Origin of the sequence: Brassicibacter mesophilus (assembly GCF_050433385.1) — a bacterium.
Taxonomy (GTDB): Bacteria; Bacillota; Clostridia; order Tissierellales; family Proteiniboraceae; genus Brassicibacter; species Brassicibacter mesophilus.
Window position 1 is genome coordinate 45,541 of record NZ_JBNPXI010000008.1, and the last position, 19,891, is coordinate 65,431.

The following is a 19,891-nucleotide window of genomic DNA, read 5'->3' on the forward strand; positions in this document are numbered from 1 at the left end:
CTAGTGGCAATTATATATTGTAACATTACTATATGTTATCTTAAAGCATATTTTTGTTTCTACCATATAAAAAAGTGGCAGCATTAAATACAATGAAAATAACCAAAGGTAAAATTATTGTATAGGGATTATCTTTGACTTCTATTGCTTTTGAAGCAAAATATACTGTTACAAAAGTCCCTGGAATCATTCCTAAAAAACTTCCTATAGCAAAATCTTTGAAAGTTATATGACTCACCCCATAGAGAACATTAATTACAGAGCAAGGAAGGATAGGAATCATCCGCATGTTAGCTAATAATAAAATCTGTTTTCCTTCTGACTTATCAGATATATTAAACTTTAAGCTTTTCTTGTTTTTATTATATCGTCTTATAATGCTTATAATAAAATCTTTTCCTAAAAGTCTAGCAAGTAAAAAGTTAATATTACATGCCACGTTGGAAGACACCATGACAACTAGTATGCCTGGCCAAAAACCAAAGATTATTCCTCCTAGCATTTTGACCCATGATATGGGGATAAATATAAGGGAAGCAACAATAGTTACTAAAAGATATATAAGATAAGCACGGGGATTACTTCTGATATCTATCAGGTACTTAGTAAGTCTTCTTGCATCTGCTGCAGATACATGTGTATATATAATATATAAAGCTATTATGAAAACTAAGAAAATAGAACTTCTTAATATTATTGATTTTCGCTTCATTTTATCTCCTATTCTTTAAGAATTATATATGAAACACTAGTTTTAGTTTATACCATATTAACCCAGTAGTCAATTAAGCAAACTTTGCTCACTATAGATAAAATGCGCTTTTGGTATCTATTACTGGTAATACAATTTATATCTAATAATTTACAATTCCCTTATTAGGAGTTATAATATAACCAAATTTATAACTAGGAGTGGTTGAAAATGATTAATTTTAATTATTCAATACCTACTAAAATCTTCTTTGGAAAAGACCAAATAAATGTACTTGGAGAGCAGATAAAAAACTATGGCTCTAAAATACTTATTGTTTATGGTGGTGGAAGTATAAAGAGAAATGGTCTATACGACAAAGTTGTGAAGATATTAAACGACAATTCTATTAGTTTCTGGGAGCTTTCAGGTGTAGATCCTAATCCTAGAATAACAAGTGTAAGAAGAGGAATTGAACTATGCAGAGAAAATGAAATAGATATGGTACTTGCAGTAGGTGGGGGAAGTTCAATTGACTGTGCAAAAGTTATCGCTGCAGGATATTACTATAAGGGCGATGCATGGGATATAGTAGTTAATCCATCAAAAATCCAAGATGTACTTCCAATTGCATGCATACTAACACTAGCTGCAACAGGATCAGAAATGGACCCTATTGCTGTTATTTCAAATATGGAAACAAACGAGAAAATAGGCACCCGACATCCAAATATGGCACCTAAGTTTTCTATATTAGACCCTACATATACATTTACAGTCCCTGCAAATCAAACAGCTGCTGGTACGGCAGATATAATGAGTCATGTTTTTGAAGTTTATTTCAATAATACAAAGGGAGCATATTTACCAGATAGAATAGCTGAAGCAGTTCTTAAAACTTGCATAAAATATGGTAAAATAGCTTTAAACGATCCCGAAAATTATGAAGCTAGAGCGAACTTAATGTGGTCATCAAGCCTGGCAATAAATGGTCTCTTAAGCTATGGAAAGGCAACAAAATGGAGTGTTCATCCAATAGAACACGAGTTAAGTGCTTTCTATGACATCACTCATGGTATAGGACTTGCTATTTTGACACCACACTGGATGAAATACGTCCTTGATGATAATACAGTTGATAAATTTGTTGAATATGGGGTTAATGTTTGGGGAATTAATCAAGACAAAGATAAGTATGAAATAGCTGAGCTATCAATCGAAAAAACAAAGGATTACTTTATCTCACTAGGAATACCTTCTACACTAAAAGAAGTAGGAATAGGTGAAGAAAAGTTAGAAAAAATGGCTAGCCAAGCTACTAGAAACGGTAAGGTTGGTAACTTCAAGCCTTTAGATGCTCAAGATGTTTTAAATATACTTAAAGCTGCGCTATAGTACACTTTATGCAAATTAGGATTATAGAAATATTTCTATAATCCTAATTGTTTTTTGATCCTTGATTATGTAAATTCTTCACATATAAAACTAATGGTTCTATTGTCTTTATGTCAGGAAAATCAACCTTGTCTCCATATGTATCTAACATCATTTTATCCTGTTCAGATAGCTCCTCTGGCTTTTTCTTAGCCACCATTTTTTTAAGCATTGCCATCATTGACTTGTTCATAAAGTTTAATCGCTTGTAATCAATTCCTCCATGTAAGTGGAAAAACTTTATTTTTTCTCGCATCTCTTCTGTAAAGTCTTTCTCTAAAATTGGTTTAAGAATATCTTTGTCATCTGTGGAAGCAAGGCCTATGGTAAAAATAATCACATTTTTATTTTTTAAAATTTGAAAATATTTAGTAACAGTAGGTACACTATTGTTACTAAATATTAATAATTCCCTATCAAACTGATTATTCCAATTTCTTTTCCAGAGTCTACCTATAACTCATATGCAGTTTTTCTTGCTTGTATTTCAAAGTGTCTTGACAGTTACACCTACATCATGTAATATATAGTTACTTACATGATGTAGGTTAGATTGGAGGTGGTTATATGAAAAAAAATCAACAGGTGTCAGATTCAGAAATGGAAATTATGCAGATTATTTGGGCTAATGAAGGTTCAATAATGTTTGCTGAACTTTTGAGCAAACTCGATGAAAAAGAGAATAACTGGAAGCCAAACACTGTTTTAACTTTCCTTGCACGGCTTACAGAAAAAGGCATACTAACATCTGAAAAACGGGGACGTTTAAATGAGTATATCTCTTTGATTTCAGAAAATGAGTACATGGAGCAGCAGACCAAAGCTTTTTTACATAAGGTTTATGGTGGAGATGCAAAGAATCTTGTTTCCTCTCTATTGAAACAGGACTACCTTACTTCTAAAGACTTTGAGGAATTAAAAGAATTTTGGGATAAAGGTGGCGATGTAGGTGAATGAAATACTGAAATTGTTTTTTTCACTATCTGTTTCTGGTTCAATCGTTGCACTAATTATATTTGCTTTAAAACCTTTATTAAAGGACAGGCTAAGTAAAACATGGCAGTATTATATTTGGCTCATCGTAATAATGAGGATGATAGTACCCTATTCTGTACAAACAAATATTGTAGGACATTTATTTTACAGAATAGACAATTATTTAACAGCTCAAAATAAGGTATTAGAGCCGTTTAGCAGTACTTATGACATAGGAGATTCAAACCCAGAATTACCGCAGATTGTGTATACTGAAGATACTCAAAACAAAGAAACTACATATTATTGGGATGAAATAAAAAATAATTTATGGCTGTTTTGGCTTGGTATTGCAGTTATGCTACTGGTACGTAAGGTTACAAATTCCGCTATATCAAAGCAGGCAGATATGAAGTGATAGATAGTAACACGCTAGAAATTTATAACAAAGTTTGTGTCGCAGCAGGCATCAAAAAACCATTAGCATTGTTTACAAATAAACTTGCTACTTCTCCAATGCTGGTTGGTATCGTTCATCCATTTATCGTTTTGCCGAATACAGAAATTGACGACGAAGAATTATATAATATTTTCCTTCATGAATTAACTCATTATAAGCGATTAGATATTTTATATAAATGGCTCACACAAATTGCTATTTGTATACATTGGTTTAATCCTTTCGCTTATATGATAAGTCATGAAATTAACAAGAATTGCGAATTGTCCTGTGACGAGGCGATAATCAAAAATCTGGATTATAACGGAAAAAGAAAATATGGAGACACGTTGCTTGCTTCATTAAAATTTAGCGGGAACTACAGCGATACAATCGTTTCAATTACTTTATGCGAGGATGCAAAACTATTAAAAGAAAGGCTGGGTCAAATTATGAAATTTACTAAAAAATCAAAAATTATGGTTGCATTGTCAACAGTATTAACAGTACTTATATTCTCTAGTGCAACATTTATTGGAGCCTATGCTACTTCAACTAATATTGCTATTGATACATCAAAGGAGAATTCAAATAAGGCTGATACTTCGGGGGCAAACAACAAAGTATCTTCAAATAACTCAAATGCAGTTACATCAACAATTGCGTCAGAAAATGATATAGACGCACGAGCTTTAGAAACCATGCAAATGACTGGAAGATGGGATTTTGTAAAACCAATGTTTTCATATATGTCAAACAGTGGGATTGATAAAGTAGTTGAGCTATACAACACTGAAAAAAGAGGACAAGATCAACCTCAGAAAATTGCGTCGGACTATTACATTGCAAACGACAAATCAACATCTCAACCTACGGTTAAGGTTGACTACGACACTGTGGCAAAAGAAACTCTCAAAAAAACACAAGATTTAAACAGTCTTGTTGGAATTGCACCATATGTGAGTATAGAAGTTCTTGATGAAATTATAGCTTCACATGTTGGTTCTAATACTAACGAATTTAATAAAACCTATGTATTACAGCAATACATGAGTACAAATGGAATTGATACATTAGTAAAAAATTATGTTGACCAAACAAACGATTATGGTACTGTTGGGGCAATGCTTCAATCCATGAGTAAAGAAGCTAGTAACTCTTTAGCAAAAAAATATTTCGAGGAATCTAAAAATAATGAGTTTGATTGGATTTATAAACCATATTTGATAGATTAGGAGTAATGTAAAAACTTTGTGCTTAAGCGAAAATGGGATGAAAATTATCCATTTGCAATTAAAAATTAGGATGTACTTTCTCTATTTTTTAAAATTTCCTAAGGATAATAGAAGAATTATGTATACGACATCCAGTGGCGATTTCATTATAATTCCAAATAGATCAATTATCGTCATATTAGAATGGATCTTCCTTATTTATATAGTTATTTACAGAATCAAAATAGGATTATAGAAATATTTCTATAATCCTATTTGTTTTTTAATCCCTAACTGTGTAAATTCTTCACATATAAAACTAATGGTTCTATTGTCTTTATGTCAGTAAAATCAACCTTATCTCCATATGTATCTAGCATCATTTTGTCCTCTTCAGTTAATTCCTCTGGTTTTTTCTTAGTCACCATTTTTTTTAGCATTGCCATCATTGACTTATGTATAAAGTTCAATCGCTTGTAATCAATTCCACCACGCAGGTGGAAAAACTTCATTTTTTCTCGCATCTCTTCCGTAAAATTCTTTTCTAGAATTGGTTTAAAAATCTCTTTGTCATCTGTGGAAGAAAGCCCTACAGTAAAAATAATCACATTTTTATTTTTTAAAATTTGAAAATTTTTTGTAATAGTAGATATACCATTAATACCACTTGCATAAAGCCCACCACCAAAAACTATTGTGTCATATTTAGATAGATCCTCAGTTTTAATCTCTGAATATTTAAATAAATCCGCATTTACTTCATTGGCTATCCACTCTGCATATTTTTTTGTACTTCCATGTTCTGATTTAAAAATAACTGCAACTTTGTTCATAAGCATCCCCCTAAAATAGAATCTAAATTACTTAATTTTTTGTTTCACATTGTTGCTTATATCTCAATATTCTTTACCCTAATCTATCACCTTTCTTAACAGGTTGTTCTGGCTGAATCAATACAACCCCTTGTTCCCCATAAACCCCCAATACTAATACTTCTGACATAAAGTCAGCAATCTGCCTTGGTGGGAAGTTTACTACTCCTAATACCTGTTTCCCAATAAGCTCGTCAATTCCATAGCATTCAGTAATTTGAGCACTAGATTTCTTTATCCCAAGTTCTTCTCCAAAATCTACCCATAGCTTATATGCAGGCTTTCTTGCCTTTTCAAACTTTTCACCTTGTATGATTTCTCCGACTCTTATATCTAATTTTAAAAAATCATCAAAAGTTGCCATAATTGTACCTCCAAAATGTTTTTGTTTCCCAGCACCCATGTACAATTTAAACAAATCATGATATTGCTGTTGTAAACAATGTTACTAATACCCTAAATGCTCTCTAACAATGATTATTTTTATCCTTCCTTTATCAAATTGACCCTTAATCGCTACAAAATCATTGCATATCCTGTCTGGACTTTTACAATCCACACAGTAACCCAAAGTGGTGCAAGGAGTATCCTTGTTCAGTCTCTTTGCATCAATTGGAGCAGCATATTGTCTAACTCTTTTTTCTGCGTCCTCAATATCACGAACTATTTTGTTAATGCCTGCAACTATTATAACTTTCTTGGGTCCATATAGCATAGGTGCAACTCTACTGCCGTTTCCATCAATATTATAAAGCTCACCATCTTCGGTTAAGGCATTTGTACTGCACATAAAAATATCGGCAGAAAAATTTCTTATATAAATCTCCTTTTTTTCTTCACTTGTAATCCCATCTGTATATTTATCAAGAAAAGTAAAATCGCCTTCTCGAAGAAAATCAATTACTCCCGTTTCAAAAAGCGTCACGGAATCTCCTACACCTACTAAAGATTTTTGAGGAATAAGCTCTTTCAACAATTCTATTAGTTCTTCTTGATTATCAACAAAATAGCCTTCCATATTACGCTTTTTTAAGTTACCTATGGTTCTTTGTATCCTTTTATCTAAGTACCACGAAACATCTTTACCCATTAACATACTCCTTTATATTTATAGTAAAAAACTAAAGAATAAAAAACAATTATTACTCGCTCTTCACCTTTCAAACTATCTATCTAATCTTTTCATCTCATTTAAGTCATCATCTACATTATCAATATCTGTCTTACATTTTTTATATAATTTTTATAAATAGTTTATAACATCTCATCATACTAATCTAATTTCAGTCTCGCTCTTGAGGTCCGGTTCCAGTAAAATGAAGTTTCTATAAACCCTTTCATTCTCACCATTTTATTTCGATCTATCTAAATTCTCTTAAATTTATAATAGTACAAAAGGTACCTGCTAATCTTTATATCATTATCTACATCATAGTACAATTATATCAAAATTGCATACACTTGTATGTGTCTAAACAAAAAATTCACATTAGAAAATTTTATTGTTCCCATGCGTTATAAAAAAAGAACTAAGAGTTTGATTTCCTAGTTCATTAATCTATCATTTATCCAATTAACTTTTTTTAGAGATTATTAATACCTACAATTCTATTTTTTGTATTATTTCAATTGCTTTTCTATAAGTTCAATTTGTTTTTTTATTAAACTTAATTGCTCATAAACTTGATTATTATTGTCTCCTGTCTGAAGTGTAGACCCTTGAGCACTTATTGTTAAAATTACTTGACCTATTAGCTCAATAAAATTCCCTATAGAGTTTTGTTGATCAAAAGTCAGTCTACTTGCAATAAGAAAACCTATAATTGTAGCCAAACCCGTAAATTGCTGAGGTGGTAATGAAGTTAAGCAATCTCCCTTATTGGATTTGCACGTATATTTATGTAGTTCACAATTTTTACTATCTAATTGGTTTGCTAGCATTTCTAGGAGTCTATTATAATCATTCATACACCTGCTCCTCCATTCATTTCCTATATTTTATAATATGTTTCATTTTAATTTATGTGTTTTTTCTTTGATATTTATGTTACTCCGAAAGCACACTATTTTAGTGTTTTTTTTATGAATAAAAAAATCTCGTAAAAGATTACAGGATTTCTCCTAAAAATCTACCGAGATTTCACCATTGTTTATTATCATTGTGAAGTATTTGCAGTGTAACACAAAATATAGTTCTTCAAAACTACCTCCCTCAACCCCCTATTTTTCAACCTCTCATTTTCCACCCGAAAATAAAGTTCTTCAAAAAAGCAGGAGGTATCATGGAATTAATTCATGGTTTCTCCTGACTTTTGAAGAACTTTATTTTACTTAGACACAGTATAAAAAATGCGTATTAACACTTAATTAAAGCTGCTGTATCATTTTCTACTTTGAAAATTAAGAAATCACTGTCTTCCTCAACACATTCTCTTTCGTATCTAAACTCTTTATCAGTTAACATTTCAAAATAGTTTGTCTCTACATTTAGTTCAAAAACTGGACATTGGTCAAATCTAACATCACCAATATAGATTGCTCTAATTTTCTTCATTAAATATCATCTCCTTTTGCGACATATAATTCTACTGATAAATAATGCTCATAATCCATATTTAAAAGCAATTTCTTTTAACTCTTCCTGTGTAGGTGATTTTATGTCTGGACTCATTTTAGTAGATTCAACATAAAATTTTGCTTTCTCTATAGGTTTATTGGGAGCCGGTGAATTCTTCAAACAAACTTGATTAAAAAACCAAAATCTCTTCTCATACTCTAAATTTTCTTTCTGTGCAGTAATCAATTCTTGAAACCACTCTTCTTGCAACAACTTGGGATGAAAAGCAGATTCACGCCAAAGTATCATTCCTAAATCTTTGAAATAATAAGTACAACTAAGATATTCATCTTCACAATCATAGTCGTAATCACTGAGTTTCTTTAAAGAATCAAAAATATCCTCTGCTTTTGTATGAAATAAATCAATATTATTGAACACAACTTTATAGTTCTCAAAATTGTTGATACATATTTCAAAAACTATATTATCTTTATATGTAATATGGTAATCATCATATCTAACAAGAATATCTTCTCCCTCTGGTTCTTCTTTATAGTGAGTGAAAAAAAGAATTTGCTCAACTTCTTTTCTTGTCATTCCAAATAAAATATTTCCTATTCCTTTATGTGGATAAACAACAATTGTCCCCATGTTATTCTCCTTCTTTAAATATTCTTTATTTTACCTTTTATTGAAGAACTTCATTTTGTTGGGACAAAGTAAAGAATAATATAAATGGAATCATCATTCCTGTACCTAATAAAGAACCTCTTAATCCTGTAATCCCATTATACTTCCAAGGATTAAGAGCTGCCACAATTGATAATGCTAATACACCAATAAATCCTGCTACAAAAAATAGTGCTCCCAAAATCATTTTCTTCATTTCTATTTCCCACTCATAAATATCAATAATGATTCTATATCCCATTAATTATTCCTAAATATTACTTCATTCTACCCCATTTCATTTCCTCACCATGTATATCATATTTTTTCCTTTTAGCTTTAATTTCTTCTATTTCTATTCTATATACATTGGTTCTTTTTAATCCAGCCTTAATAGCCATATTGAAATAATCCATCTTTGTTGGAGTGTATTTTTCACATATAAGCTTCAAGGCTTTAACTTTTTCTTCTTCATCTTCTACTAATCTTATTCTGCCTTTTACAACTGCTGATTCATATTCAGTTGTAAAAACACTACTAATAAGTACTATTACCTTAGATTCATCCTTTATAATTTCATCTAACTCTTCTTTAGCGTAGTTTTCTGGAACCTTTATTTCTCCTACAAAAGCTACACTAACTTTAGGATTTTTCTCAAATATTTTTATTTTTCTTCCATCCATTGCAGAATGAAAATACAAGGTGTTTCCATCTCTTACAATGGAAAGAGGGATTCCATAAGGTTCATTATCTTCATCAATTATAGAAATAACTCCATATCTTGATTTATCTATAACCTCCATACCAAACTCTCTACTCATCTCTCTATCTTTTCGCCTCATAACCTTCACCTACCTTAGTTATATTCTAACTTTATTTTACTCTGTAAACTCATAGTACATATATGTCTCGGGTGTGCCAGCAGAATTCCCAAGTTCTCTTTCTTCAAACGTATATTTCATTTTGTCTATTTCTGATTTAGTGTATTCACCAGTTGGTATGTTTATATAGTAATTAGAAAATCCAAATAAATATGCAACTGGCTTATTGTCTTTCACGAATAAAATATTGACCGTTCCTTCACTTAATCAAGGAATTCAGAAGAAAAAGCAAGAAAAAATCATTAAAAAAGCAGGAGGTATCATGGAATTAGTTCATGGTTTCTCCTGACTTTTGAAGAACTTTATTTTACTTAGACATGCAGTACCAGAAAGTTATATCTCTCTCCTACCCTCAAGAGCTTTAGAAAGCGTCACTTCGTCAGCATACTCTAAATCTCCTCCAACAGGTATTCCATGTGCTAAACGCGTTGTCTTTATTCCCATAGGCTTTAGAAGCTTAGATATATACATCGCTGTAGCTTCTCCTTCAATAGTAGGGTTTGTTGCCAATATAACTTCTTTTACATCTGCACCTTGTATTCTTATTAGTAATTCTTTTATCTTAATATCCTCTGGTCCTATTCCCTCCATTGGAGATATGCTTCCATGAAGCACGTGATAAAGACCGTTAAATTCTTTAGTTCTTTCCATAGCCATTATGTCTCTAGGATCTTCAACTACACATATGGATGACTGATCTCTCTTTTTATTTTCACATATCATACAAGGATCTCTATCAGTAAGATTACTACATATACTACAATATTTAATATTCTTCTTAGCATCTATTATTGCATTTGCTAGTCCTGTAGCATCATTAGTATTCATGCCTAGAACATAAAAAGCCAATCTTTGTGCTGTTTTTTTCCCAATGCCGGGAAGCTTTGAAAACTCTTCTATTAAATTTGCTACCGGTGGTGCAAAATAATCCATTTTTTTCATCCTTTCACAAAAGAGGCCTCTACAGGCCTCTTTTGATCATTTATTATTAAAACAATCCTGGAATATTCATTCCTCCAGTGATTTTTTGCATTTCTTTTGCCATCATTTCTTCTGCACTTCTTAATGCCTCATTCGTTGCGGCTAATATCAGGTCTTGGAGCATTTCAACATCATCTGGATCTACAACATCCTTATCTATAGTTATTGCTAATATCTCTTTTTTCCCACTTACCTTAACTACTACTGCTCCACCACCAGCACTTGCTTCAACTTCTCTTTCTTCAATCTCTTTTTGGAGATCCGCCATTTGTTTTTGCATCTTTTGAACCTGTTTCATCATATTCCCCATGTTACCCATTCCTTGGAATCCACCTCTTGCCATAATATCATCCTCCTAAATATTTATTAATAAATTTACTGTTCAATCTCTACTAGGTCTTCACCAAATATGCTTATAGCTTTATCTACTAAAGCTTGCCCTTCTTTTTCATCTTCTTTTTCAGACACATCTATATCCATTATAAATTTAATCTCTATATTAGCATTTAAATAGCTACTGATTATATTCTGGATAAATCCTTTATTGTCTGGTTTTTCAATAGCATCCTTATGAAATCCAAAACCTTCTCCAAAAGCTATAGATAAAACATTATTTTTAAAACTAGTAGGTTTTCCTTCCATTATCAAAGCATGAAGGCTTATCTTCTCAGACTTTATTCTTTTAAGTATATTTTCCCAATCAGCTTTTATCTTATTTATACTTATGTCTGATAGCACAGATGCTTTATTACTATAATCTGGTACTTCTTTCTTTGGATTATCATTTACTTGAGTAACTATATCCTCTTTTTCTATCCGAATACTTTTATTTTCTGATTTTGTATTGGATATACTTTTTGTTTGCTTTGCAATAACAGCCCCATTTTCTAGTTTCTCCTCAAGCTCATTTATTTTTTGCCACAATACATCTATAGCAGCTACTGAAGGAGTATTCATCATTTTGATAATACTAACTTCCAAAATAATTCTTGGTTGAGATGACCATTTACTCTGATTTTCAGCATCTGAAAGTATACTTAAAAAAGTAATTATGCTATTTAACTCTATCTTTTGTGCTTGCTCTTTAAGCTGTGATATGAGTTCTTCAGAGCCATCTATTATATTTTCTACATAATTTGATGTTTTTACAATCATGAGATTTCTAAAATGAGAAATCAAATCCTTTATAAACTGGTGGATATCTTTGCCATTCTGAACTATTGTGTCAACAAGCTCTAGAGATTTATCTGCCTTATTTCCTATTATGCTGTCTGTTATTTCAAATATCAAGTCATTGTTGACTATCCCAAGAATAGAAAGGACATACTCGTATGTTATTTCATCCTCTGCAAATGATATACACTGGTCAAGAATGCTTAACGCATCTCTCATGGCGCCATCAGAATTTCTTCCTATTAGCTGTAATGCTTTTTCTTCAATATTTATGCCAATTTCATCACATATAGTATTCATATTTTTTACTATATCATTTACTGTTATTCTTTTAAAATCAAATCGTTGGCATCTAGATAATATTGTGGCGGGAAGCTTTTGAGGCTCAGTAGTAGCTAATACAAATATTAAATGCTTAGGTGGCTCTTCTAATGTTTTGAGGAGTGCATTAAATGCTCCTTTGGAAAGCATATGAACCTCGTCTATTATATATACCTTATACCTGCACTTAGACGGAGGATACTTAGCCTTCTCTCTCAGCTCCCTAACATCGTCTACACTGTTGTTTGATGCAGCATCCATTTCAACTACATCCATTATACTATCATCGAGTATCCCTTTGCAGACCTCACATTCATTGCAAGGATTACCATCCTCATTATTTAGACAGTTCACTGCTCTTGATAAAATCTTGGCAGTAGATGTTTTACCAGTGCCTCTTGTTCCAGAAAAAAGGTATGCATGAGCTATGTTATTACTTATGATTTGATTTTTTAGTGTTGTCGTAATATGCTCTTGACCTAATACATAGTCGAACGTTTTAGGCCTAAATCTTCTGTATAAAGCCTGATGTGCCATTTAATCACCTTCAAAATATATAATAAATATATTATATCAAATATGAAAACTATATACCACAATGCATTTGAAATAACACAATACAATCAAAAAGACCAGCTTAGCTGGTCCTAAGATACCATAGTTTCATATGACATTATTTCTTTCAATTTATTTGGATCAGTTTTATATATCTCAGCAATAATGTCAACTATATATGGATGGAACTGAGTTCCTCTATTTTTGATCAGTTCTTCTATTGCATTGTCGACAGTCATAGCCGCTCTATAGGATCTATTTGAAGTCATAGCGTCGAATGCATCTGAAACTCCAACAATACACGCTTCAAGGGGAAGTTCTTCTAACTCTATTTGTTTAGGGTACCCCTTCAAATCATATCTTCTATGATGATATTTTATAGCATTCATTATAGTTTCTGAAAATCCTACGTTTTCAAGTATCTTACTTCCTATCATAGGATGCTTAGTTATCATTGAATACTCATATTCAGTCAACCTACCTGGCTTGGAAAGAATGTCATCGCTTATACCTATTTTACCGATATCGTGCAATATTCCGGCTACTTCTATTTCTTCACAATACTTCTTAGAAAGTCCTAGAGATTCAGCTATCATAATACTATATCTAGAAACTCTGGATGAATGTCCTTGTGTATATTCATCTTTAGCCTCTATAGCTGCTGCTAATGTCTCTATTGTCTTAAAATAGTTATCTTTTAATCCCTCATATAGTTGTATATTTTCTATTTTCATCGCTATTTGATTTGTTATAGATGCTAATATGTTGAATTCACTTTTAGCAAGCTTATTTATTCCACCTACATTTATAACTCCTAAAACTTTCCCTCTTGACTTGATTGGAAGCATACTAGTGAAATATATCTTATTAGATTCTATAACTTTCCTATTGTGTTTATTTTTAGTCTTCGGATCTCTCACATCAGAAATCAATATCTTACCAGTTTTAACTACTTCTCCACTGATATCTTCATCAATAGGTATATCCTGAAATGAAACAAGGTCCGCAAGTTCTCCTGAATGAGCCATAAGCTTTAGAGCATTATGTTCGCTAACTAACCTTATAGTACATACTGATATATTAAGTAGTCTTGCGATATCATCAGCAGCAATTTGTAACAATCTCTCAGCGTTCATTGTAGAACTAATGCTTCTACTTATCTTATTAATAACCGAGAGCTCTTCGTTTCTTTTTAGTATATTCCTTTCCATGCTCTTACGTTCAGTAATGTCTCGCACAACTCCTTGAACTCCAATAAAATTATCATATTCCTGCATTCTCTTGGTTGTAATCTCTGCAACAACTTGTTTTCCATGCTTATCCAACACGGTAATTTCTTTGTTTTTATAGTCTTTTTTCTTCAAATCATCTTCTAGATTTCCATTATATCCTACATATAGATGAGCAAAGTCAATCAACTTCTTACCTAGCACCTCATTTTTTTGCAATTTAAAAATATTATATACTTGATCGTTTATAAAAGTAATATTTAGCTCGTTATCTACTACCCAAACTAAATCATACATGTTTTCGATAAGCAACCTATATTTCGTTTCAGAATCATTTAGTTGATCTGTAGTGGCTTTTAACTGCTCATATGAAGCTTCAAGCTCTAGATTTATTTCTTGAAGCTGCTCGTTATTTCTTGTTAATGCTTCATTTGAATCATTAAGGCTAGCGTATGATTGTTTAAGTCTCAATGCCATATCATTAAAAGCTTGAGCAACATCTCCAAACTCATCTTTATTTTCTACATCTATTCTATATTCATAATTTCCATTACGTATCTCGATTGCTCCATCCTTAAGTTTTTCCAATGGTCTAGAAAATGTTTTTGAGAATAAAATAGACATAATAATGACAATACTTATAGTAATAATAGATATAATTGCAATATATTTACCTATAATCATTAAGCTTAAATAAAAATCGATTTTAGGAACAAATGAAATTATCCTCCAGTTAATAGATGGGAGTGTTGAATAAAATACTAAATATTCTCGTCCAAGTTCAATATTTGTATTACCATTTCTGTTTTTACGGATTTGACTAGAAAGTTTGCCTATTCCTTTTTCAAACTTATCATTGTCTTTTTTTGAAATGGGTAGTTCTTTTCCAAAAACCTTTAGAGGATTGTTAAAGTTGTCTACTATATATGTAACAGAATTTTTATTAATATTAATATCTTTAATTCCATTTAAAATAACACTAAAATCAAAATCAGCCGCTAATACTCCCTCTATTTCTCCTATATCATCAAATAGTGGAACTGAAGCAGTAACTATTAGCTTATCTTCAGATGTGCCACTGTCTAGTACACTCCAGACTATATCTTTACTAAGATAAGCATTTAGGTACCAGTTGCTTAGCCTAGTATCTTCTTCTGAAAGTTTACCAGTAGATGTGTACTCAGTACCATTCTGCATAGTAATATGAATATTCTGAATTTCCTTTGATGAGGTCAGCTGAGAGGAAAGATAAGCAGTAACTTTTTCATTATTATCTGCATATGACACCAGATGAGTTATAAAAGAATAATTGCCTGATATATCCTTAATCTTTTCCTCATTTATTTTAAACCAAATGTCTAATTTTTCAGCTTCGTTTATTACAGAATCCGTTTTTACTGTTATATTATCACTTATTATATGCTTGTTTACTTTATTATTTATGCTTACACCAAATAATAAAATCGGTACCAATGCTATTAATAAAAATAAAACTCCGAGTTTCTTCCTATATGAGTTAAAAAACATCATTATGCACCTACTATCGGATATAATATAATCATAAATCTATCAATTATAATTACCATAAATATAGTTACCATAAAGTTATTTACGATATAATTCTACATTTTTCTTCAAAACCCTTTTTTATGTCAATAATAAATTACATAAAAATAAAGGCTATGGTATTAACCATAGCCTTTATTTTTAAGCCGTGCACCTAGCTTCGACATAATATTACAAGCGTTACCTAAGTAGTTAACTCGGATTAGGCGACCCTACGGCACACGAGAGTGTCCACTTACCGCTGCTTCCTTCCGGACCTGACGGGGTTCATGGATTCTCGTTGCGTAAGACCCAATCGTCAACATCACTTTCTTAGGGCAGACCTCACAATATTAGGCCTAAGCTAGGAATTCAATCCTGCTATAGCGGGTTGCAGGTTACAGGGCACCGCTACCTCCCCATCTAGCACGACAAACTCTATAACTGGCGGAGAGAGCGGGATTCGAACCCGCGAGACGGTTATAGCCGCCTACCCGCTTTCCAGGCGAGCGCCTTCAGCCAGACTCAGCCATCTCTCCACGTTAGTCGTCAATTTTATATACTAATTACAATAGCCCATTTAATTAAGATTTAATTGTATAAGCCAACAGATTTATATTATAACTCAAAAATAATCATATGTCAACCAACTATGAGTATAATAAATTATACCGATTTTTGCCTGTTTCTTGCCCATAGATTAAGACCGTATACTACTGTGAAACTAAAAATTATCACTATAGCCATTAAAATATTAGCAGTTCTTGAATCTCCTCTTTCAACAGCAAAATATATAGCTAGTGGTATGTTCTGAGTTTTGCCTGGAATATTTCCTGCAACCATTAATGTGGCTCCAAATTCACCTAGCGCTCTTGCAAATGTTAGAACTATACCACTTAATATTCCTGGCCATGCAAGGGGAAGAGTTACTTTCCAAAAAACCTTTCTTTTACTAGCTCCTAATGTCCTAGCTGCATTTTCAAGCATAACATCTACATTTAGAAAAGCTCCTTTACAGCTTTGATACATAAGTGGCAGTGAAACTATGGCTGCCGCAACACAAGCAGCCACCCAAGTAAATATCATAGTTACACCAAAAGAATCATATAGAATTTTTCCTATAAATCCCCTTCTTCCTATTAGTACAAGCAATCCATAGCCTGTAACTGATGGAGGTAAAATCATAGGAAGCAGTAAAATGACTTCCAGTATATCTTTTCCTCTAAAATTGTTTTTAGTAATAACTTTAGCTAAAAAAACACCTATTATAAGGACAAAAGCTGTAGATATTAGTGCTACTTTTAGTGATATTAGTATTGGACTTATTATCATAGTATCATCCTATTCTGTATATAGCTGAAACCCGTATTTATTAAATATTTCTTTAACTTCTTCTGTTCTTAAATATTCTAAAAACATTTTACCTGTTTCTTTTTGATTACTTGACTCAATAATTGCCGCTGGATATACTATAGGTCTATGAGTTTCATCTGCAAATTCCTGCTTTACTGTACTACTATCAATTCTTGCTGCATCAGAGCTATATACAATACCCGCTGCAACTTCACCTTTTTCAACGTAGGTCACAACTTGACTTACATCTTTTGCAAAAACAATATTAGAAGATAAGCCATCCCATAATTTTAAGTATTCAAGAGTTTCTTTGGCATATTGCCCAACTGGAACAGTCTCTGGAACTCCTATACTTAATTTAAGTTTCTTGTCAACTAAATCTGATACTTCATTTATTTTATCATTATATTCATTTGCTACAATCATTACAAGTTTATTTTTTAACAGATCTTCTTTACTATCTTTATCAATTAAATTATTTGCTTCTAATGCATCCATTTGCTTCTTTCCTGCAGAAACAAATACATCAACAGGGGCACCCTCCTCTATTTGCTTCTGCAGCTTTCCTGAAGAAGCAAAATTAAATGTTATAGTTATATTTTTTTCTTTCTCAAACTGATATGCTATTTCTGCCATTGCATCAGTTAGACTAGCAGCTGCACTTACTGTTATACTTTGAGTCTCAGAAATATTGTTTTCTTCTACCTTTTTACTACACCCTACAACCCCAAAAACTAAAACCAATGCCATTAAAACTGACAGTCCTCTTTTCATAATGTTCCTCCTAGTTCTTATTCGTTGTGTTATTGCGAATATAACGCAGGTAAAAAATTTTTTAAAATATATCCTCGTATATTTTTAAAATTGCTTCTTCGATTTCTTTTTCAAGTCTATCATATTTTGTAATCAAAGCCTTTCCCTCATCAGTAAGTGAAGAGCTTCCACCATTTGCTCCTCCAGCTTTTTTGTCCAGTATCTTAAAACCTAATGCATTCTCCAAATTAGCTACTAGATTCCAGGCCTTACTATATGACATATTCATGGAAGAAGCCGCCTTGCTTAAGGAACCCATCTGATCAGTTCTAAGTAAAAGCTCCTTTGGTCCCTTGCCAAATATTTTTCCTTCATCTTTTTTTAACCATATTTTCCATCCAATTTCCATATTATCACCTTTTAATAGCAAAAATATAATTTAATTTAGTATATACTTTAATTTCTGAGCTCAATTTGTAATTATACTATATTTTACATTTTGATGCAACATCCTTAAACTATAACAAAATGTTATATCATATCAAAAAACTGATAGAGTGCAATTTTGCTTTTTCTATCAGCTTTTATTCTATAAAACTTCACGTTTAAATTTTTACTTTGATAAAACATTTTTTACAGCTTTTATGACTTCAACCACTATTTTTATATATGTAGCTATATCTTCTGTATTTTCTCTTACAGTCGTAACTGCTTCACTTATTTCATCACCTACTATTTCAACTGTACTGCTAACCTTTTCTACACTATCATTTACATTTCCAGTTATAGAGTTTAAGTTATCCACAAGTTCAGGTACAGTTGGCCCTATTTTATCCACACTTTTCTGTACTTGTGTACTAATTTTGTTTATATTTTCGCTAATTTCAGGCAAATTAGAAATAGTATCAGTAATAGAGTCTTCATTTTTTTCCACTATTTTTTTAACACTATTTATAACATCATTTAAGTTCTTTAAAGCTATAATTAGGTATATTCCAAAGCTCATCCCTATAATAGATAGAACAATAAAGATTAAATCTTTCACAGTAATTGTAGCAGACATGAGTCGCCTCCTATGTTTATTTTATCTTTATCAGCTTTTCAATTAGTGCCTTATTTGTCCTCTTCTTTTTCTTCCTCACAACCACATTCACAGCACTCATTGTCTGTTTCTTCACAGCACTTTTCTGCTTTGTCTTCTCTTTTCTTTTTAGCTTCTTTGATAGCTTCTTTAACGCTTTCTTCTATTTTCTCTTTCTTTTCTTTTAAAGTATCAACTGAATCCTTTAGGGTATCTTTTACATTTTCAGTAGTTTCTTTAGCTTTGTTAGCTATGTCTTCTCTTGTTTCTTTTCCTGACTTAGGCGCAAAAAGTAATCCAGTAGCTGCTCCTATTGCAGTGCCTACAGCTGTACCTATAGCAACTTTTTTTGCAGTCTCTTTTCTAGCTTTTCTCTCTTTTTCTTTTTTTGATTTCTCTAAAAAACCTTTGATTGACATTTTATATTCCCCCTTACTTTGTTTTCTTGATAATATATCATATTTTAACATATTTTACGAGTTAAAAAGTGAACTTTATTCCTCTTCGAATTTCTATGGCTTTAAGCTCATCGTTCATGTACTCTCTGACTGCTATCTCATTTGTCTTGATAATCTCTGTAGATTTGTCTATTATACTTCTGACAAAATTAATTTTCCATAGAGTAAATGAAGGGGTATAGGTCAGTATAAAAGCACACATTCTACCTATATCTTCTTCTTTACAGCCTTCTTTACAATCTTCAAAGTCTATCCCATATATATTGTCTAGCATAATAAAGTTTCTTAGATTAACATCTCCAAATATTAAATCTTCACCTATAGCTGCTTTTGATGCATTATAAAAGTCCAACAGCCATAGGCACAAATTCTCTGCTAGTTTTTCATACCCAGAGCCTTCTTCTTCTAATCTACAAACCATATCTAATAGAGTTGGGCCATTTATGTAGTCAATTATGATATTATCTTTTCCTATACTCAATATATCAGGTACCCTTACTCCATATTCTTTAAGAATCGATAGCATTTGTACTTCTTTATCCTTTATTTTGATATCATTAAATATCTTTACTACCAAGTTTATCTTCTTTTCATTTATACACTTAAATTCAACTTTATAAACATTATTTTTCTTACTATAAAATTTTAGCTTAACTTCGTAGTCTATAACATTATATTTCTTTAGAAAATCACTTTCTACTTGCATT

At 31.7% G+C, this 19,891-nt stretch carries 25 protein-coding genes, 1 tRNA gene and 1 other RNA gene; 4 read left to right on the plus strand and 23 right to left on the minus strand.

Annotated elements, in window-relative coordinates; all coding sequences use genetic code 11:
* Positions 1–40 precede the first annotated feature (40 nt).
* Positions 41–712 (minus strand): TVP38/TMEM64 family protein, encoded by a 672-nt coding sequence (locus HNR33_RS10415; protein ID WP_429083069.1) that lies wholly within the window; start codon positions 710–712, stop codon positions 41–43.
* 210 nt (positions 713–922) lie between these two features.
* On the opposite strand from HNR33_RS10415, the gene HNR33_RS10420 reads away from it, so the two are divergent.
* The gene (locus HNR33_RS10420; RefSeq protein WP_429083071.1) at positions 923–2,086 is read left to right on the plus strand and encodes an iron-containing alcohol dehydrogenase; all 1,164 of its coding nucleotides are present in this window, start codon (positions 923–925) and stop codon (positions 2,084–2,086) included.
* Positions 2,087–2,129: 43 nt separating this feature from the next.
* Here the strand turns inward: HNR33_RS10420 and HNR33_RS10425 are convergent, their stop codons facing one another.
* Positions 2,130–2,582, minus strand: coding sequence for a flavodoxin domain-containing protein (locus tag HNR33_RS10425; protein WP_429083260.1), 453 nt, complete (start codon positions 2,580–2,582; stop codon positions 2,130–2,132).
* A 110-nt stretch (positions 2,583–2,692) separates the two neighbouring features.
* On the opposite strand from HNR33_RS10425, the gene HNR33_RS10430 reads away from it, so the two are divergent.
* From HNR33_RS10430 to HNR33_RS10440, 3 genes are read left to right on the plus strand one after another with little or no spacing between them, the layout of a single operon-like run.
* Positions 2,693–3,082, plus strand: a complete 390-nt coding sequence (locus tag HNR33_RS10430) for a BlaI/MecI/CopY family transcriptional regulator (protein ID WP_429083073.1) — start codon at positions 2,693–2,695, stop codon at positions 3,080–3,082.
* The gene (locus tag HNR33_RS10435) at positions 3,075–3,518 is read left to right on the plus strand and encodes a M56 family metallopeptidase (RefSeq protein WP_429083074.1); all 444 of its coding nucleotides are present in this window, start codon (positions 3,075–3,077) and stop codon (positions 3,516–3,518) included. The genes HNR33_RS10430 and HNR33_RS10435 overlap by 8 nt, the downstream gene beginning before the upstream one ends.
* Complete coding sequence (locus HNR33_RS10440) at positions 3,515–4,774, plus strand: M56 family metallopeptidase (protein ID WP_429083076.1); 1,260 nt, start codon at positions 3,515–3,517, stop codon at positions 4,772–4,774. The genes HNR33_RS10435 and HNR33_RS10440 overlap by 4 nt, the downstream gene beginning before the upstream one ends.
* Before the next feature lie 269 nt (positions 4,775–5,043).
* On the opposite strand, the gene HNR33_RS10445 is transcribed toward HNR33_RS10440, so the two are convergent.
* The 21 genes from HNR33_RS10445 to HNR33_RS10545 all read right to left on the minus strand — a co-directional run bounded on the left by HNR33_RS10445 (position 5,044) and on the right by HNR33_RS10545 (position 19,890).
* On the minus strand, positions 5,044–5,586 hold the full coding sequence (locus tag HNR33_RS10445; protein ID WP_429083078.1) for a flavodoxin domain-containing protein: 543 nt from the start codon (positions 5,584–5,586) through the stop codon (positions 5,044–5,046).
* A gap of 73 nt (positions 5,587–5,659) precedes the next feature.
* Positions 5,660–5,989, minus strand: a complete 330-nt coding sequence (locus HNR33_RS10450) for a tRNA-binding protein (RefSeq protein ID WP_429083080.1) — start codon at positions 5,987–5,989, stop codon at positions 5,660–5,662.
* 84 nt (positions 5,990–6,073) lie between these two features.
* Complete coding sequence (locus tag HNR33_RS10455; RefSeq protein ID WP_429083082.1) at positions 6,074–6,715, minus strand: lactate utilization protein; 642 nt, start codon at positions 6,713–6,715, stop codon at positions 6,074–6,076.
* A gap of 530 nt (positions 6,716–7,245) precedes the next feature.
* A complete protein-coding gene (locus HNR33_RS10460; protein WP_429083084.1) occupies positions 7,246–7,593 on the minus strand; it encodes a hypothetical protein in 348 nt (115 codons plus the stop codon).
* A 388-nt stretch (positions 7,594–7,981) separates the two neighbouring features.
* On the minus strand, positions 7,982–8,179 hold the full coding sequence (locus HNR33_RS10465) for a hypothetical protein (RefSeq protein WP_429083086.1): 198 nt from the start codon (positions 8,177–8,179) through the stop codon (positions 7,982–7,984).
* Between the two features lie 48 nt (positions 8,180–8,227).
* Complete coding sequence (locus HNR33_RS10470) at positions 8,228–8,836, minus strand: hypothetical protein (RefSeq protein WP_429083088.1); 609 nt, start codon at positions 8,834–8,836, stop codon at positions 8,228–8,230.
* A 37-nt stretch (positions 8,837–8,873) separates the two neighbouring features.
* Complete coding sequence (locus HNR33_RS10475) at positions 8,874–9,116, minus strand: hypothetical protein (RefSeq protein ID WP_429083090.1); 243 nt, start codon at positions 9,114–9,116, stop codon at positions 8,874–8,876.
* Positions 9,117–9,132: 16 nt separating this feature from the next.
* Entirely contained in the window at positions 9,133–9,696 is a 564-nt protein-coding gene (locus tag HNR33_RS10480) for a pyridoxamine 5'-phosphate oxidase family protein (protein WP_429083091.1), read from the minus strand.
* Between the two features lie 36 nt (positions 9,697–9,732).
* A complete protein-coding gene (locus tag HNR33_RS10485; protein ID WP_429083092.1) occupies positions 9,733–9,912 on the minus strand; it encodes a hypothetical protein in 180 nt (59 codons plus the stop codon).
* Between the two features lie 156 nt (positions 9,913–10,068).
* A complete protein-coding gene (gene recR, locus HNR33_RS10490; RefSeq protein ID WP_429083093.1) occupies positions 10,069–10,668 on the minus strand; it encodes a recombination mediator RecR in 600 nt (199 codons plus the stop codon).
* Between the two features lie 55 nt (positions 10,669–10,723).
* Positions 10,724–11,059 (minus strand): YbaB/EbfC family nucleoid-associated protein, encoded by a 336-nt coding sequence (locus HNR33_RS10495; protein ID WP_429083095.1) that lies wholly within the window; start codon positions 11,057–11,059, stop codon positions 10,724–10,726.
* Positions 11,060–11,091: 32 nt separating this feature from the next.
* On the minus strand, positions 11,092–12,747 hold the full coding sequence (gene dnaX, locus HNR33_RS10500) for a DNA polymerase III subunit gamma/tau (protein ID WP_429083096.1): 1,656 nt from the start codon (positions 12,745–12,747) through the stop codon (positions 11,092–11,094).
* A gap of 110 nt (positions 12,748–12,857) precedes the next feature.
* Entirely contained in the window at positions 12,858–15,524 is a 2,667-nt protein-coding gene (locus HNR33_RS10505) for an HD domain-containing phosphohydrolase (protein WP_429083097.1), read from the minus strand.
* Positions 15,525–15,706: 182 nt separating this feature from the next.
* Positions 15,707–15,971, minus strand: an RNA gene (gene ffs, locus HNR33_RS10510) — signal recognition particle sRNA large type.
* Between the two features lie 13 nt (positions 15,972–15,984).
* Positions 15,985–16,078, minus strand: a tRNA-Ser gene (locus tag HNR33_RS10515).
* A 127-nt stretch (positions 16,079–16,205) separates the two neighbouring features.
* Entirely contained in the window at positions 16,206–16,871 is a 666-nt protein-coding gene (gene modB / locus HNR33_RS10520; protein ID WP_429083099.1) for a molybdate ABC transporter permease subunit, read from the minus strand.
* A 9-nt stretch (positions 16,872–16,880) separates the two neighbouring features.
* Positions 16,881–17,666: a molybdate ABC transporter substrate-binding protein gene (gene modA / locus HNR33_RS10525; protein ID WP_429083100.1), complete on the minus strand. Its 786-nt coding sequence runs from the start codon at positions 17,664–17,666 to the stop codon at positions 16,881–16,883.
* Positions 17,667–17,727: 61 nt separating this feature from the next.
* Positions 17,728–18,054: a winged helix-turn-helix domain-containing protein gene (locus tag HNR33_RS10530; protein ID WP_429083102.1), complete on the minus strand. Its 327-nt coding sequence runs from the start codon at positions 18,052–18,054 to the stop codon at positions 17,728–17,730.
* Positions 18,055–18,258: 204 nt separating this feature from the next.
* Complete coding sequence (locus HNR33_RS10535; protein WP_429083104.1) at positions 18,259–18,708, minus strand: hypothetical protein; 450 nt, start codon at positions 18,706–18,708, stop codon at positions 18,259–18,261.
* Between the two features lie 50 nt (positions 18,709–18,758).
* On the minus strand, positions 18,759–19,145 hold the full coding sequence (locus HNR33_RS10540; RefSeq protein ID WP_429083105.1) for a YtxH domain-containing protein: 387 nt from the start codon (positions 19,143–19,145) through the stop codon (positions 18,759–18,761).
* A gap of 61 nt (positions 19,146–19,206) precedes the next feature.
* Positions 19,207–19,890, minus strand: a complete 684-nt coding sequence (locus HNR33_RS10545; protein ID WP_429083107.1) for a BUD32 family EKC/KEOPS complex subunit — start codon at positions 19,888–19,890, stop codon at positions 19,207–19,209.
* Position 19,891: the final 1 nt, after the last annotated feature.